Here is a 16587-nt window from a genome sequence, read left to right as displayed (position 1 = left end):
AGCGGGATTATGGCGCCAGCAGGATCTTTCTGGTTGGTAAACAGAGTGTAGACAAATTGCCACGTTGCGACCGCCCCATGCGACTCGGTCGCAATGCAGCGCAACAAACAGCGCTACACGGCTGCGAGTGCCCCGAGCCGGTGCGGCGACTGTTCGATCAGCGTACTTGGGTGCGCCTGATGGCGCCCCTCGCCACCACATCAGGCGGCCCGCACCGACTGTAGGAAGCGACTGACTTCCTGCTTGAGCTTATGGCTGTCGCCGGAGAGCTGGCGCGCCGCGGTCAGGACCTGGTTCGACGTGTCGCCGGTCTCGGTGGCGCCGCGCTGCACCTGGGTGATGTTGGAGGAGACCTCCTGCGTGCCCGTGGCGGCATGCTGGATGTTGCGCGAGATCTCCGCGGTGGCTGCGCCCTGCTCCTCGACCGCGGCCGCCACGGTCGCGGCAATCTCCGACAGCCGTTCGATCGTGGACGAAATCTCCCTGATGGCGCTGACCGATTCCTGGGTCGCGCCCTGAATGCCGGAAATCTGCTGGCCGATCTCGCCGGTGGCCTTGGCGGTCTGCTCGGCCAGCGCCTTGACCTCGGAGGCGACGACGGCGAAGCCGCGGCCGGCCTCGCCGGCGCGCGCGGCCTCGATGGTCGCGTTGAGCGCCAGCAGATTGGTCTGGCCGGCGATGGTGTTGATGAGTTCGACGACGTCGCCGATGCGGGTCGCGGCCTTCGACAGTTCGCCGACGCGGTCATTGGTGCGGCGCGCCTGCTCGACGGCGTCGGAGGCGATGCGCGCGGACTCCTGCACCTGACGGCTGATCTCCTTCACCGACGAGGTCAGCTCCTCGGTCGCCGACGCGACCGCCTGGACGTTCGCCGACGCTTCCTCGGAGGCCGCAGCGACCGTGGTCGACAGCTCCTGCCCGCGCATCGCGGTCCCCGACAGCGAGTTCGCCGAGCTTTCCAGCTCGCTCGAGGCTGACGAGACGGTCTCGACGATGTTGCCGATGGCGCCTTCGAAGCTTTCAGCGAGGTTCGCCATCTCCTGCTTTCGCTGCACCGTGGCGCGCTGTTCCTGCTCCTTCAGCTCGCGGGCGTTGAAGCGAACCATGGTCTGAACCGTCTGCAGATTGCGCAGGGCACGGCCGATCTCGTCGTCGCGATCGATGCGCATGCGGGTGTCGAGCTTGCCCTGCGTGATGCTCTCCATGGTCTCGTTGAGATGATCGAGCGGGCCGGTGATCACGTTCATCGTGCGCATGCCGATAAAACCGCACAGCACGACGCCGGCCGCAGCGATCGCAGCGGCGCTCATGCCGCCGAGTCCGCCCTCGCCGAACGAAATCGCGCCGAGCACGACGAGGAACACCGTCTGCAGACCGACCAGGGTCCGCAGCCGCGACGCGATCGTGCCAGTGAACATCGCGAGGTGATCGAACATCGAGCGGCGGCGGACAACGCCGTCATCGATCCGATAATTGTGCGGCTTCTTCTCACGGATCGCCGCATAGACCTGCTCGGCCTCGGCGCGCTGATCGGCCGGCAGCTTGGTCCGGACCGACGTGTAGCCGACCACCTGGCCGTCCTTGCAGATCGGCGACGCCGTCGCCAGCACCCAATAATAGTCGCCGTTCTTGCGCCGGTTCTTGACCGCGCCGACCCAGGGACGCCGAGCCTTCAGCGTGGTCCAGAGATTGTCGAACGCCTCCGGCGGCATGTCGGGATGACGCACGATGTTGTGCGGCTGGCCCATCAGCTCGGCCTCGGTGAAGCCGGCGGCCTTGACGAAATCCTCGTTGAAGAACGTCAGCTTGCCCTTGGTGTCGGTCTTCGACACGATCAGGGTGTCATCGGAAATCGGATACTCGACGTTGGTGACAGGCAAGTTCTTACGCATGGCGGATGGGGCTTTCAATCGACGATGATGGCCGAGAGGGTCACACCGGCGCTGGCATGACTAATAATTCGGGTCGCTATGGGACAATTGTCCCTGTCTTTGATTAACTCAGAATAAAGTGGCACAACCGGGCAACTACGGAGCTTTTGATCCAAATGCACAGGTTGTGTCGTTCGCTTGTTCCTCCTGACCCCGATCCACGAAAAACGGCGGCAACCAGGGTGCTGCCGCCGTTCCCGACGTGACGGATCCGTGCGGACTCGCGTCGCGATCACGCAGCGCGAACGGTTTGCAGGAAGCGTGAGACCTCGAGCTTGAGACGGCTGCTATCGGCCGACAGCGACTTCGCCGCCGAGAGCACCTGCGACGAGGCACTGCCGGTCTCGGTCGCGCCACGCTGCACCTCGACGACGTTGGAAGACACTTCGCCGGTGCCGGCCGCGGCCTGCTGCACGTTGCGGGCGATTTCCTGGGTCGCCGCGCCCTGCTCTTCCACGGCGGCCGCAATGGTCGATGAGATTTCCGACAGCCGCTCGATCGTGACGGAGATCTCGCGAATGGCGCTGACGGAGTCCTGGGTGGCCGACTGAATGCTGCCGATCTGCTGACCGATCTCGCCGGTGGCCTTGGCGGTCTGCTCGGCAAGCGCCTTCACCTCGGAAGCGACCACGGCAAAGCCGCGACCGGCCTCGCCGGCGCGTGCCGCTTCGATGGTGGCATTGAGCGCCAGCAGGTTGGTCTGGCCGGCGATGGTGTTGATCAGTTCGACGACATCGCCGATGCGGGTCGCGGCCTTCGACAGCTCGCCGACGCGATCGGTGGTCGAGCGGGCCTGACCAACGGCCTCGCCCGCCATCCGCGCCGACTGTTGCACCTGGCGGCTGATCTCGGTCACCGACGACGACAGCTGCTCGGTCGCCGACGCCACCGACTGCACGTTGGTGGAGGCTTCCTCGGAGGCGGCTGCGACCGTGGTGGCCAGTTGCCTGGAACGGCCCGCGCTCGACGACAGCGACGTGGCGGAGGATTCGAGCTGGGTCGATGCCGACGAGACCGTCTCGATGATCTCGCCGACGGCAGCCTCGAAGCTGTCGGCCAGCCTCTGCATGTCGGCCCGGCGCTGCTGCGCGGCCTTCTTATCCTGCTCGACCTTGGCCTCGGCCTCCAGGCGGGCCTTTTCGGCGAGCATCTTGCCGACGCCCTCGACGGCGCGCGCGGTGTCGCCGATCTCGTCCTTGCGCGCGAGGCCGACCATCGCCGGCGACTCGCCACGCGCCATCTGCTGCAGCACCTCGGCGAGCGCCTGCATCGGCCGGGCAATCCCGAACACGCCGGCTGCGAGCGCCGCGCCGATCGCCAGGATGGTCGCGATGACCGCCATGATCAGCGTGGTGCGCGTGCCCGCGATGACGCTGTCATGCTGCTCGCGCGCCTTGGCTTCCGAGAACTCGATCGCCTCGCGGGCGACTTCGAGGACCTGATCGACGGCGATCTTCAGATCGGCGCTGCATTCGCCGCGCAGCTTCTCGGCGGCCTTGGCGTTGAGCTCCAATGTATCGGCGGCGGCCGCCGCCTGAATTCCCGGGCCGCATGCGGCGAACGCCTTGTTGAACAGGTCGGCCGTCTTGCCGATCCCCGCCGCCTTCTCCGGCAGATCGGTCTTCAGCTTCGTCAGCGCATCCACGACCTGCTTCGCGGTCTCCTGCGACGCCTTGAGCAGGCGCGCATTGCCGGCCGGGGTGGTCTCCGTGAGCAACTCGAAGGCCGATGCGCGATAGGTCTCGGCGCGGCGGCTGGTGCGCACCAGCAGCACCGTTGAAGCATCGACGCGCTTCACGACGTCAGTATAGGCCAAGTCGATGGCCGACATCTGGCTGGACATGTAGCTGACCAGGCCGATCATCGCCGCGCCCATCAAAAGAGCGATCAGACCGACCTTGAAAACCATGCGAAGATTGCTGAGCACGTTATAGGTTCCATATCGATGAACAAAAAGTTGTAACGGTGCGAACATTCTCCGATTTGGAATTAATGTAGGTTAAAGATCGCCCGGCACGCCCGCTAAATCACGGGTCCTCTGCGATGAGCGCATGGGTCGGGGCCGGCGAGCTGCCGGCAAACAGCAAAAGGGCGCGGCCTTGCGGCCACGCCCTGCTGTCGAAAGTTGGGAGTTGAGCTTAGGCGGCGCGCACGGTGTCGAGGAAGCGGCTCACCTCGGACTTCAGCCGGTTGCTGTCGGACGACAGCGCCTGCGCCGCGGTCAGCACCTCCGACGAGGCCGACCCGGTGTCGCTGGCGCCGCGTTGCACCTCGATGATGTTGGTCGAGACGTCCTTGGTGCCCTGCGAGGCATGCTGGACATTGCGCGAAATCTCCTGGGTCGCGGCGCCCTGCTCCTCGACCGCGGCGGCGATGGTCGAGGCGATCTCCGACAGCCGCTCGATGGTACCGGAGATTTCCTTGATGGCGCCGACCGACTCCTGAGTGGCGCTCTGGATGCCGGAGATCTGCTGGCCGATCTCGCCGGTCGCCTTGGAGGTCTGCTCGGCCAGCGCCTTGACCTCGGTGGCGACGACCGCGAAGCCGCGGCCGGCCTCGCCGGCGCGCGCCGCCTCGATGGTGGCGTTGAGCGCCAGCAGGTTGGTCTGGCCGGCGATGGTGTTGATCAGCTCGACCACGTCGCCGATCCGCGCGGCGGCCTTGGACAGTTCGCTGACCTGCTCGTTGGTGCGCCGCGCCTGGCTCACGGCTTCATTGGCCATGCGTGCGGATTCCTGCACCTGGCGGCTGATTTCAGTGACCGACGAGGACAGCTCCTCGGTCGCGGAAGCGACCGACTGCACGTTGCTCGACGCGAGCTCCGAGGCCGAGCTCACCGTGGTGGCCAGCTCCTGAGACCGCTCCGCGGAGCGGCGCAGCGTGTTGGCGGAGCCTTCCAGCCGGCCCGACGCGGTGGACACGGCATTGACGATGTCGCCGACGGTCTGCTCGAAGCGGCCGGCGAGATCCATCATGTCGCGGCGGCGGTTCTCGGCCTGCCGACGCTCGGTCTCCTTCTGCTCGGCCTCGAGCGCCTGGACACGGATCGCGTTGTCCTTGAAGATCTGCACGGCCCGGGCCATCTCGCCCACTTCGTCGCGGCGATCGGAATAGGGAATCTCGACGCTGAGATCATTGTTGGCCAGCCGTCCCATCGCCGCGGTCATGCTGGTGATGCCGCGCGTCACGGCTGAATTCATCACGAGCAGCGAGAGCACCGCGATCAGAGCCATGACGATGCCGCCGGTCATGATCGCCGTCTTCGACGAGGCCAGAGCGGCGTCGGCTGCGTCGGCGCGCGTCTGCAGCAGCGAGGCTTCGGCGTCGATGACCTCCTTCACCAGGGCGCGCAGGCCGTCCATGTACTTCTTGCCGGCGCCGGAGGATTCGAGGTTGCGCGCCTCCTGCACCGTCTGCGGATTGCGCATCAGCGCGATCTCTTTCTCGGCCACGTCCTGGCGCCAGCCGGCGGCGGCCTTCGCGATCTCGTCGAAACGGCGTCCTTGCGCCGGATTGTCGGAGGTCAGTTGCTTCACCTCGGTCAGCGCCTTCTTGAAGGCGGCGTCGGAGTTCTTGTAGGGCTCGAGGAAATTGTCGGTGCCGCCGACCAGGAAGCCGCGCACGCCGGTTTCGGCGTCGACCATCGCGGAGACCAGCGCCTTGGTCTGGTCGATGACCTGATAGGTGTGAACGGTCCAGGCGTTGTTCTGCGCCAGCGTGCTCAGGTTCTGCCAGGTGATGAAGCTGGCGACGACCGAGACGATGATCGTCAGGAGGAAGCCGGCGGCGAGCTTGCGCGACGTCTTCATGTTCATCAGGAACGAGAGCATACGAGTCCTCTGAGGCGTTGGAAGCCCCTGCGATCGGCAGGCAGCGACGGTTGACTGGGAACTACGAACAATTGGCCAGAAGGCATTAAAACGATCATTAACATTCGAGGTCGTAGTTCTCCGGTATGGAACTGAATTAGTTCCGATTTAAGCCCGAGAAGGTGCAGAGCGGTGCACGACCTCGCGGTCGCTCAGCCGGCCACAACCAAAGGCGCGCGCGGCGATCAGGCCGCGCGTACCGTATCGAGGAAGCGATCGACCTCGACCTTCAGCCGGTTGCTGTCGCCGGACAGCATCTGCGCGGCCGAGAGCACCTGTGACGAGGCCGTGCCGGTCTCGCTGGCGCCGCGCTGCACCTCGGCGATGTTCGACGACACCTGCTGGGTGCCGATCGACGCCTGCTGGATGTTGCGCGAGATCTCCTGGGTTGCGGCACCCTGCTCTTCGACGGCGGCGGCGATCGCCGAGGAAATCTCCGACAGCCTTTCGATGGTGCCGGAGATTTCCCGGATGGCGCCGACGGACTCCTGGGTCGCCGACTGGATGCTGCCGATCTGCTGGCCGATCTCGCCGGTCGCTTTCGCAGTCTGCTCGGCGAGCGCCTTGACCTCCGAGGCGACGACCGCGAAGCCGCGTCCCGCCTCGCCGGCGCGCGCCGCTTCGATGGTGGCATTGAGCGCCAAGAGGTTCGTCTGGCCGGCGATGGCGTTGATCAGCTCGACGACGTCGCCGATACGGCCTGCCGCTTTCGACAGTTCTCCGACGCGATCGTTGGTGCGGCGCGCCTGCTCGACGGCATCGCTCGCCATGCGTGCGGATTCCTGTACCTGCCGGCTGATCTCGCTGACGGAAGAGGCCATCTCCTCCGTGGCCGACGCGACCGATTGCACGTTGGTCGAGGCTTCCTCCGACGCGGCAGCGACCGTCGTCGCCAGCGTCTGCGAGCGCGCGGCGGTCGAACTCAGTGAGGTCGCCGAGGCTTCCAGTTCAGTCGAGGCATGCGACACGGTGCCGACGATCTGCCCGACCGCCTGCTCGAAGCCATCGGCCATCTGGTGCATCTCGGCGCGGCGCTTCTCGGCCATCATCTTGTCCATCGCGATCTTGGCTTCGGCCTCCTGCTTCGCCTTCTCGGCCAACATGACCTTGATCGCGTTCACGGCCTGCGCGGTCTCGCCGATCTCGTCGCCGCGCCCCTCGCCGGAGATCGCGACATCCTCGCCCTTGGCCATGCGTTGCAGCACGGCGACCAGCGCCCGCATCGGCTTGGCGATGCCGTACTGGCCGATGACGAAGCCGAGCACGAGGCCCATCACGATGCCGAGACCCGCGACGATGATCAGCATGCGCGAGGTCTGCTGATACTGCTCGTCAGCCGCCTTGGCGAGATTGTCGACGCGTGCGTTCAGGCGGTCCGCCACATCGCGGATCTTGAATTGCAGCTTCTCGGAATTGGCGCGGCTCTTCATCGCAGCGTCGCGCATCTTTTCGGTCTGCTCGTTGAGCTGCATGTCCTTGGCGGCGGTGATGACGCGGAACGTCTCCTCCATGCCCTTGACGTACTCCTCGTAGAGCGCGCGGACATCGGGGATCATGGCGCGGGCCTGATCGTCCTTGGTCTTGGCGACCTCGTCGAGGCGCTCGGCGAACAGCTTGCGCTGCTCCTCGACGACCTTCAGCGCGGCTTCGCGGTTCTCATTGCGCGGGTCGATCGCGGCACGGAATTCGGCACGGTTGAGTGCGATGACGTTCTGATTGGCGCGGGCGGCCAGCAGCGCACGGTTGGCCGCGGCCTTCATCGCAAGGGCGCCCTCTGCGACCGATTCAAGTGCGCCAATGGCGAACCAGCTGATCGTGCCGGCGACGGCGGCCATCAGCACGACGATGGCGAGGATCTTGGTGAGCACGCGAAAGCGGGACAGGAGCGACATCGATGACCTCGTCGGAGCTCTCTGATGCGGCAGACAAGGAACGGTCGAACCGTGCCAACACGCGTCTATCCGGCACCATCGGCGGATGTGGAACCGAGCCAGTCTGATGTCGCGCGCACCGTAAATTGATTAAAATTGCGCGCCGTAGAATTCCGTCCGGGAAACCGCGGGGAGCGCGAACGACGCTCGATGGCGTCCGCCTGGGCGGTACTCGCAAGCTGCTCGAAGAACGAAGGGCGTCGCCGGTGGCCACGCCCTTCGTTGAAGGAATGCCGACGTCCTGGCGATCAGGCGGCGCGCACCGTCTCCAGGAAGCGGCCGACCTCGAGCTTCAGACGATTGCTGTCGCTCGACAGCATCTGCGCGGCCGACAGCACTTGCGACGAGGCCGAGCCGGTGTCGCCGGCCCCGCGCCTGACCTCGGCGATGTTCGCCGACACCTGCTGCGTGCCGATCGCGGCCTGCTGGATGTTGCGCGAGATCTCCTGCGTTGCAGCACCCTGCTCCTCGACCGCCGCGGCGATGGCCGAGGAGATTTCAGACAGCTTCTCGATGGTGCCGGAAATCTCCCTGATGGCACCGACAGACTCCTGGGTCGCCGCCTGGATGCTCCCGATCTGCTGGCCGATCTCGCCGGTGGCCTTGGCCGTCTGTTCGGCGAGCGCCTTCACTTCGGAAGCGACAACCGCGAAGCCGCGGCCGGCTTCGCCGGCGCGCGCCGCCTCGATGGTGGCGTTGAGTGCCAGCAGATTGGTCTGGCCGGCGATCGTATTGATCAGCTCGACGACGTCGCCGATGCGCGTTGCCGCCTTCGACAATTCGCCGACCCGCTCATTGGTGCGGCGCGCCTGATCGACGGCATCGCTCGCGATGCGCGCGGATTCCTGCACCTGGCGACTGATTTCGCTGACGGAGGATGACATCTCCTCGGTCGCGGACGCAACCGACTGAACGTTGGTCGAGGCTTCCTCGGATGCGGCGGCGACGGTGGTCGCCAGCGTCTGCGAGCGCGACGCCGTCGAGCTCAGCGAGGTCGCTGACGCTTCGAGCTCGGTCGAGGCATGCGAGACGGTGTCGACGATCTGGCCGACGGCCTGCTCGAAGCCGTTGGCCATCTGGTGCATCTCGGCGCGGCGCTTCTCGGCCATCATCTTGTCCATGGCGACCTTAGCCTCGGCCTCCTGCTTCGCCTTCTCGGCCAGCATGATCTTGATCTCGTTGACAGCCTGGGCGGTCTCACCGATCTCGTCGCCGCGTCCCTCGCCGGAGATTGCAACCTCTTCGCCCTTGGCCATGCGCTGCAGCACGGCGACCAGCGCCCGCATCGGCTTGGCAATGCCGTATTGACCGATGACGAAACCCAGCGTCAGGCCGAGCGCGATGCCGACGAGCGCCACCGTGACCAGCATGCGCGCGGTCTTCTCGTACTCCTCCTCGGCCGCCTTGGCGAGATTCTCGACGCGCGCATTCAACCGGTTGGCGACCTCGGCGACCTTGAACTGCAGCTTCTCGGAATTGGCGCGGCTCTTCATCGCGGCATCGCGCATTCTCTCGGTCTGCTCGTTGAGCTGCATGTCCTTGGCTGCGGTGACGACGCGGAAGGTCTCCTCCATGCTCTTGACGTATTCGTCGTACAGTACGCGGACGTCGGGGATCATCGCGCGCGCCTGATCGTCCTTGGTCTTGGCGACCTCATCGAGGCGCTCGAGGAACAGCTTGCGCTGCTCCTCTACGGCCTTGAGTGCCGCCTCGCGGTTTTCCGAACGGGGATCGAGCGCCGCGCGGAATTCAGCGCGATTCAATGCAACCACGTTCTGGTTGACGCGCGCGGCCATCAGGGCGCGATTAGCCGCGGATTTCATTGCGGCAGCGCCTTCGGCAACGTTCTCCAGCGCGCTGATGGCGAACCAGCTGATGATGCCGGCGACGGCCGCCATCAACACGACGATGGCAAGAATCTTGGTGAGAACGCGAAAGCGGGACAACAGCGACATCGAAGACCTCATCAGAGCCATGAGTCGCTGCAACGGCTGTCTAGCCGCAAGAAAAGCGCTCACCGGCATCATTGGCGGAACCCGGTCAATGTCTCTCGATCACCACGACGATTGTATTAACTGTGATCCGTAGGACTCCCTCCGGGAGAATACGGAGCTCCAGAGGAGCCACACGTGTCGCGCCGGAGCAGCGGTCCGCTACGAGCTCGGCTCAAAATAAAAAGGGCGCGGCCAGTGGCCACGCCCTTCGCATCATCGCAGGCGCGCTTTGATCAAGCCGCCCGCACCGTCCCCAGGAAGCGCTCGACTTCCGTCTTGAGGCGGCTGCTGTCACCGGACAGCATCTGCGCCGCGGACAGCACCTGCGAGGAGGCTGATCCTGTCTCGGTCGCGCCGCGCTGCACGTCGGTGATGTTGGACGAGACCTGCTCGGTGCCGGCTGCCGCCTGCTGCACGTTGCGCGCAATCTCCTGCGTCGCCGCGCCCTGCTCCTCGACCGCCGCCGCGATGGCCGACGAGATTTCCGACAGCTTCTCGATCGTGCCGGAGATCGCCCGGATCGCGTTGACCGATTCCTGGGTCGCGGCCTGGATGCCGGCGATCTGCTGACCGATCTCGCCGGTGGCCTTCGAGGTCTGCTCCGCCAGCGCCTTCACCTCGGTGGCGACGACCGCAAAGCCGCGGCCCGCTTCGCCCGCGCGCGCCGCCTCGATGGTGGCGTTGAGCGCCAGCAGGTTGGTCTGGCCGGCGATGGTGTTGATCAGCTCGACGACATCGCCGATGCGCGCGGCGGCCTTGGACAGCTCGCTGACCTGCTCGTTGGTGCGACGCGCCTCCTCGACGGCGCCGACCGCCATGCGCGCGGATTCCTGCACCTGGCGGCTGATCTCGGTGACGGAGGACGACAGCTCCTCGGTCGCGGACGCCACCGACGCCACGTTGGTGGACGCTTCCTCCGACGCCGAGGCCACGGTGATGGCGAGTTGCTGCGAGCGCTCGGCTGTCGAGGTCAACGTCTTCGCCGAAGCTTCGAGCTCGTGCGAGGCGGATGACACGGTGCCGATGATCTGGCCGACCGACGCCTCGAAGGCATCGGCGAGCTGATACATGTCGCGCTTGCGCTGCTCGGCCGCCTTGTGGTCGGCGATGGCCTTGGCTTCGGCCTCCTCGCGTGCCTTGGCTTCGGCATTCTCGCGGATCACGACAACGTTCTTGGCCATGTCGCCGATCTCGTCGCCGCGGTTGGAGCCGGGAATGCTGATATTGATGTCGCCCGAGGCCATCCGGCCGAGCGCGCCGTCGAGGCGCGTGATCGGGCGGGCCACGCCCAGGAAGCCGAAGGCGACCGAGCCTGCCAGCACGAGCAGCATCACGCCGGACAGCAGCAGCGCCAGCCGGCCCGCGCTTTCGAGCTCCGTATCGGCCGAGGATTTGGCTTCGGCGGCGAGCTTCTCGGCCGACGCGATGGCCTCGGCCATCAGCTTGGAGGCCTCGGCTGCAGCAGGGCGCGCCTTTTCCAGCACGCTCTTGTTCTTGTTTTCCTCCGCGGCGACCGTCTGCGCCACCGAGTCGCCATAGCTCTTGAGCAGACCGCGCAGCCTTTCGATATCGGCCTGAGCCGATGCCGGCAGCTTCGGAGACACCGACGCCAATTCGTCGCCGGCCATCTTCAAACGCTTGGTGATCTCATCCTTGAGCGCGGGCTCGCCGGTGGCTGCAAAGCGCCACGCCGCGGCGCGTACCGAGGTCATCGCGGAGTCGGCGGCATAGACATGTTTCTCGATCTCGGCCCCCTCCGCGGCGTTCTTCACCACGGTAGATCCGAGCAGCGCATCGATCTGCTTGCGCCAATCGCCGGAGACGACGTTGCGGGCCTCCTGCATCGACAGCACCTGCTTCTGCAACCGGGCCAAGTCCTCGGCGGCCTGCATGTAGTCCAGCACACGAGACTTGATCTTGCCGAGCCTCTCCTTGTTTTCCGGCCGTTGCGCGAGCGCGATGGCTGTGTCGAGATTCTTGCCGATCTTGGCGACGGCCTGCTGCTCCTCGTTCAGAAAGCCGTCGACCTCGGCGGCGGTCTTTGACATGCGCACGCCGCGGTTCGCAAGCTGCAGATTGCGCAGATCCGCATCCGTCATCAGCACGTTCTTGCGGATCGTATTCTGCGTCTCGGCCGCCTTGATCGCCGCTTCGACCGCACTCTGCCCCGATTGCTGATTGAACAACATGCCGATGGAGAGGAGTACGCCCGCAAGTCCGGCCGCCCCCAATTTGTAGCCGATGCGATTGAGCTTCATCATGTGGTCAACTGCCTTCTGAACTCTGTGGCTGGAAAGTCCGTTTCCGTCCGCAGAAAAAATGTTCCCGTCGGGAACTAATTTCGAATTCAGAGTTCTAGAAAGACTTAAGTAAGGGGTCCGTAGAATTGCGGACAGCCCGAGCGACCGGCGCGCAAGGCATCCAGGACTCAGTCCGCACTCGCCGCCAAACGACAGCGGCTGCAGGCTTTCGCCTGCGGCCGCTTGGATCTCGAGTGCCGTGACGAAGCCGGCTGGCTTACGCGGCGCGCACCGTCTGCAGGAAGCGGCTGACTTCGAGCTTCAGACGGTTGCTGTCGGTCGACAGCGTCTGCGCCGCCGACAGCACCTGCGAGGAGGCGGTGCCGGTCTCGCTGGCGCCGCGCTGCACTTCGGTGATGTTGGACGAGACCTGCTGGGTGCCCTGCGCGGCCTGCTGGACGTTGCGGGAGATCTCCTGCGTCGCCGCGCCCTGCTCTTCGACCGCGGCCGCGATCGTCGACGAGATCTCCGACAGCCGCTCGATGGTGCCCGAGATGGTCCGGATCGCGTTCACCGACTCCTGCGTCGCGGCCTGGATGCTGGCGATCTGCTGGCCGATCTCGCCGGTCGCCTTCGAGGTCTGCTCGGCCAGCGCCTTCACCTCGGTGGCGACGACGGCGAAGCCCTTGCCGGCCTCGCCGGCGCGCGCCGCCTCGATGGTCGCGTTCAGCGCGAGCAGGTTGGTCTGTCCGGCAATGGTGTTGATCAGCTCGACGACGTCGCCGATCCGCGCAGCAGCCTTCGACAGCTCGCTGACCTGATCATTGGTCTGACGCGCCTGGCTAACGGCCTCGGTGGCCATGCGGGCCGATTCCTGCACCTGGCGGCTGATCTCGTTGACCGAGGACGACAGCTCCTCGGTCGCCGAGGCGACCGACTGGACGTTGGTGGACGCCTGCTCCGAGGCCGCCGCGACGGTCACGGCCATCTGCTGCGAGCGTTCGGCGGTATGGGTCAGCGAGCCCGCGGAGGCCTCCAGCTCGGTCGAGGCCGAGGAGACGGTCTCGATGATCTGGCCGACCGAACGTTCGAACGAGTCAGCCAGATTGTGCATGTCGCGCTTGCGCTGCTCCGCGGCGATCGCATCCGCCTGGGCCTTCTGCTCGGCCTCAGCCCGCGCCTTGGCCTCGGCATTCTCGCGGATGATCACGACGTTCTTGGCCATGTCGCCGACCTCGTCGCCGCGGCTGGCACCGGGGATCTGGATGTCGAGATCGCCGGACGCCATGCGGCCGAGCGCGCCGTTGAGCGCGACGATCGGACGGGAAATGCCGAGGAAGCCGAACGTCACGGAGCCGACGAGCACGAGCACGAGGACCACCGAGAGCGCGAGGTTGATGCGCGACGCGCTCTCCTCCGCCGCCTGCGCCTGCTCCTTCGCTTCCTTCGAGAACTTGTCGGCGGCCTGAACGGCCTCGGTCATCAGCTTGCCGGCCTCGTCGGCAACCGGGAACATCTTCTCAGTCAGCAGCTTCGTCTTGGCTTCTTCGAGCGAGGCTGCCTTGGTCGACGACTCAATGTAGGCCTTGAGATCGACGCGCAGCTTCTCGATTTCCGGCTTCACCGCCGGCGGCACCCTCGCGATGATCTGAACGAAGCTCTGATCGAGCTCCTTGGCACGGGCGATCATGCCGTCCTTGGACTTCACGTCGCCCGTGGCCAGATAGCGCCAGGCATTGGTGCGGATCGCGGTGCCTGCGGTGTTGAGCTCATGCAGGTCGCGCTCGAGCGCCATCGCGTCGGCGGCTTCCTTCAGCGCGGGCAGCTTGATCAGCAGATCGAACTGCTTGATCCAGTCGGCCGCCTGCGTGTCGCGCAGCGCGTTGGTCGCGATGAGCTCCTTCTGCATACGGACAATCTCCTCGGCGCCCTTCTGGTAGTCGGCCGTGAGCGCGAGGACCTTGCCGAAGCGCTCCTTGCTGACCGGGCGGACCGCAGTGGTCTGCGCCGTTTCGAGACCCGTCCTCAAACGCGTCTCGATCTTGTGTTCGTCATCCAGGAGCTTATCGACCTCGGCCGTGCTGCGCGCCAGCCGCACGCCACGATTGGCGAGCTGCAGGCTGCGCAGGTCGGCATCCGCGGTCAAAGCGAGCTTGCGGATCGCGAGCTGACGGTCCGAATTTCGGGTGGCCTCATCGACCACGCTCTGCGACATCTGCTGATTGACCAGGGCCGCGATCGCCAGCAGCATGCCGGCCAGACCGGCGAGCCCCAGCTTATATCCGATGCGATTGAACTTCATTGTTCGCTTTTCCGCTGAGGCGCTGCCGAAACCTGGTCGAGAGCGAGGACGCTGCGCCAATGTGCACAAGTTTAACATTGGCAAATTGGAACTCGCGTGTAGGGAAAAGCTTAACGCCGCCGTCCGGGCATTTACGGGAAACCGAGTGGACTGCTGCGGCAGATTGACGCGAAGCACGGACAATTACGGGCGTATCGGCCACGTCAGACAAAGCAAAGGCCGGGGTGGTGCCCCGGCCTTTGTCATTCGGTTAAATGCTTCGATGCGCCGGACTACGCGGCCCGAACCGAGCCGAGGAAGCTCGCGACCTCCCGCTTGAGACGGCTGCTGTCGCCGGACAATGCTTGCGCCGCCGCGAGCACCTGCGCCGAGGCCGAGCCGGTCTCGGCCGCGCCGCGCTCGACATCGGCGATGTTGGACGACACCTGCTGGGTGCCGTGCGCGGCCTGCTGGACGTTGCGCGAGATTTCCTGCGTCGCCGCGCCCTGCTCTTCGACCGCCGCCGCGATGGTCGAGGAGATTTCGGAGAGCTTCTCGATCGTCGAGGAGATCTCCCTGATGGCGCCGACCGACTCCTGCGTCGCGGCCTGGATGCTGGAGATCTGCTGGCCGATCTCGCCGGTCGCCTTCGCGGTCTGCTCGGCCAGCGCCTTGACCTCGGAGGCAACCACCGCGAAGCCGCGGCCGGCATCGCCGGCGCGCGCCGCCTCGATGGTGGCGTTGAGCGCCAGCAGGTTGGTCTGGCCCGCGATGGTGTTGATGAGCTCGACGACGTCGCCGATGCGCGTCGCGGCTTTCGACAGCTCGCTGACGCGGCCGGTGGTGGTGCGGGCCTGGCCGACGGCATCGTTGGCGATGCGCGCGGATTCCTGCACCTGGCGGCTGATCTCGGTCACCGACGAGGCCATCTGCTCGGTCGCCGACGCCACCGACTGCACGTTGGTGGTGGCTTCCTCGGATGCCGAGGCGACCGCCGTGGTCAGGCCCTGCGAGCGCGTCGCCGCCTGGGTCAAGGTCGTCGCGGACTGTTCGAGCTGGCTCGACGCCGACGACACCGTGTTCACGATCTCGCCGACCGCGGCCTCGAACTGCTCGGCCAGCCGCTGCATGTCGGCCTTGCGCTGGCGCGCGGCGACCGCGTCCTGCGCGTTCTTCTCCTCGGCCTCGGCGCGCGCCTTTTCCTCCGCATTGCTCTGGATGACGGTCACGGTCTTGGCGAGATCGCCGATCTCGTCGCCGCGCGTCGCGCCGGGGATCTCGATGTCGAGACGGCCGCGGGCCATCTCGCCGAGCGCCGCATTGAGCCGCGTCAGCGGCCGCGCGATGCCGAGGAACGAGAACACGACCGATGCGATCACCGACAACAGAACGGCGAGACCGACGATCAGCGTGATGCGGCTCGCCTGCGCGGCCACCTGGTCGGCGTCGGACCTGGCCTTGGCATTGCGCGCGCGGGCGTCCTGGATCGCCGCATTCATCAGCTGGCCGGCCTCGCCGAGATAGACCAGCGTGCGGTCGCGCAGCACGGCTTCCTTGATCCCCTCGGTCTTCACCACCTCGTCATTCGCCGCGACGAAGTCGGACGCGAGTCCGTTGAGCTTGACGATCGTGGCCTGGACCTCGCGATCGTCTGCCAGCATGCGCGCATCGGTGAGCGAGCTCTTCAGCCCGGGCACGGTCTGCTTCACGGTCGCGATGGTCGCGGCGTCGCCGGTCATGCCGAAGCGCCACGCCTGCGAACGCATGTAGTTCAGCTTGGCGTCGGCGGCGTGAAGCTGACGCTCGACCCGCTCGCGAAAAGCGAGGTTCGGCAGCGCCGGCGAGGCGAGCAGCGCCTTCAGGCTGGTGTTCCAGTCGTTGGACACCGCGCTGCGCTTCTCGATCTGCGTCAGCAGCTTCTTCTGCGCCTCGGCGAGATCGACCGCACCGGCGGCATAGTTCGTCATCAGCTCCTTGAGCCGGGTCAGCCGGGCCCGATCCTCGGATGTCGAGACGTTGGTGAGGGCCGCGTCGATGTCGGCGACCATCGCGGTCGAGAACTGCTGAATGTCGGCGGCAGCCTTTTCGGCATCGGTCGTCGCCCGCGCCAGCCGCGCCGAGCGGCCGCCGAGCTGGGTCTGCTGCATGTTGATGCTGGCGGACAACACGCTCTCGACCACGCGCCGCGCGCGCTCCGCCTGCTGGTTGGCCTGGCCGACGGCTCTCTCGGCCATCATCTGGTTGGCGATCATGCCGACCGCGAGCGTGGCGCCGATGGCGCCGGCGAGTCCGAGTTTGTAGCCGATCCGATTCAGTTTCATTGCCCTACCCACAGAAGGAC

8 protein-coding genes are annotated in these 16587 nt (G+C 66.0%); all 8 read right to left on the bottom strand.

Features of this window, described 5'->3' with window-relative positions; all coding sequences use genetic code 11:
- Window positions 1–200: 200 nt before the first annotated feature.
- The 8 genes from ACQR0Z_RS24020 to ACQR0Z_RS23985 all read right to left on the bottom strand — a co-directional run bounded on the left by ACQR0Z_RS24020 (window position 201) and on the right by ACQR0Z_RS23985 (window position 16567).
- Window positions 201–1892, bottom strand: coding sequence for a methyl-accepting chemotaxis protein (locus ACQR0Z_RS24020; protein WP_434920284.1), 1692 nt, complete (start codon window positions 1890–1892; stop codon window positions 201–203).
- 271 nt (window positions 1893–2163) lie between these two features.
- A complete protein-coding gene (locus ACQR0Z_RS24015) occupies window positions 2164–3840 on the bottom strand; it encodes a methyl-accepting chemotaxis protein (protein WP_434875308.1) in 1677 nt (558 codons plus the stop codon).
- A 229-nt stretch (window positions 3841–4069) separates the two neighbouring features.
- Window positions 4070–5746 (bottom strand): methyl-accepting chemotaxis protein, encoded by a 1677-nt coding sequence (locus ACQR0Z_RS24010; RefSeq protein WP_434920534.1) that lies wholly within the window; start codon window positions 5744–5746, stop codon window positions 4070–4072.
- A 239-nt stretch (window positions 5747–5985) separates the two neighbouring features.
- A complete protein-coding gene (locus ACQR0Z_RS24005; protein ID WP_434920283.1) occupies window positions 5986–7692 on the bottom strand; it encodes a methyl-accepting chemotaxis protein in 1707 nt (568 codons plus the stop codon).
- Between the two features lie 287 nt (window positions 7693–7979).
- Entirely contained in the window at window positions 7980–9686 is a 1707-nt protein-coding gene (locus ACQR0Z_RS24000; RefSeq protein WP_434920282.1) for a methyl-accepting chemotaxis protein, read from the bottom strand.
- A gap of 272 nt (window positions 9687–9958) precedes the next feature.
- A complete protein-coding gene (locus tag ACQR0Z_RS23995) occupies window positions 9959–11983 on the bottom strand; it encodes a methyl-accepting chemotaxis protein (protein ID WP_434920533.1) in 2025 nt (674 codons plus the stop codon).
- 259 nt (window positions 11984–12242) lie between these two features.
- Window positions 12243–14267 (bottom strand): methyl-accepting chemotaxis protein, encoded by a 2025-nt coding sequence (locus ACQR0Z_RS23990; RefSeq protein ID WP_434920281.1) that lies wholly within the window; start codon window positions 14265–14267, stop codon window positions 12243–12245.
- A 272-nt stretch (window positions 14268–14539) separates the two neighbouring features.
- Complete coding sequence (locus ACQR0Z_RS23985; RefSeq protein WP_434920280.1) at window positions 14540–16567, bottom strand: methyl-accepting chemotaxis protein; 2028 nt, start codon at window positions 16565–16567, stop codon at window positions 14540–14542.
- Window positions 16568–16587: the final 20 nt, after the last annotated feature.

Origin of the sequence: Bradyrhizobium sp. HKCCYLS3077, assembly GCF_051167555.1 — a bacterium.
Classification (GTDB): Bacteria; Pseudomonadota; Alphaproteobacteria; order Rhizobiales; family Xanthobacteraceae; genus Bradyrhizobium.
Note: the sequence above shows the minus strand (reverse complement) of the source record. Positions and strands in the feature narration are given on the sequence as shown.

Bases quoted from the DNA above. Each gene is read 5' to 3' on its own strand.
- ACQR0Z_RS24020 (WP_434920284.1), bottom strand. From the start codon at position 1,892: ATGCGTAAGAACTTGCCTGTCACCAACGTCGAGTATCCGATTTCCGAT.
- ACQR0Z_RS24015 (WP_434875308.1), bottom strand. From the start codon at position 3,840: ATGGTTTTCAAGGTCGGTCTGATCGCTCTTTTGATGGGCGCGGCGATG.
- ACQR0Z_RS24010 (WP_434920534.1), bottom strand. From the start codon at position 5,746: ATGAACATGAAGACGTCGCGCAAGCTCGCCGCCGGCTTCCTCCTGACG.
- ACQR0Z_RS24005 (WP_434920283.1), bottom strand. From the start codon at position 7,692: ATGTCGCTCCTGTCCCGCTTTCGCGTGCTCACCAAGATCCTCGCCATC.
- ACQR0Z_RS24000 (WP_434920282.1), bottom strand. From the start codon at position 9,686: ATGTCGCTGTTGTCCCGCTTTCGCGTTCTCACCAAGATTCTTGCCATC.
- ACQR0Z_RS23995 (WP_434920533.1), bottom strand. From the start codon at position 11,983: ATGAAGCTCAATCGCATCGGCTACAAATTGGGGGCGGCCGGACTTGCG.
- ACQR0Z_RS23990 (WP_434920281.1), bottom strand. From the start codon at position 14,267: ATGAAGTTCAATCGCATCGGATATAAGCTGGGGCTCGCCGGTCTGGCC.
- ACQR0Z_RS23985 (WP_434920280.1), bottom strand. From the start codon at position 16,567: ATGAAACTGAATCGGATCGGCTACAAACTCGGACTCGCCGGCGCCATC.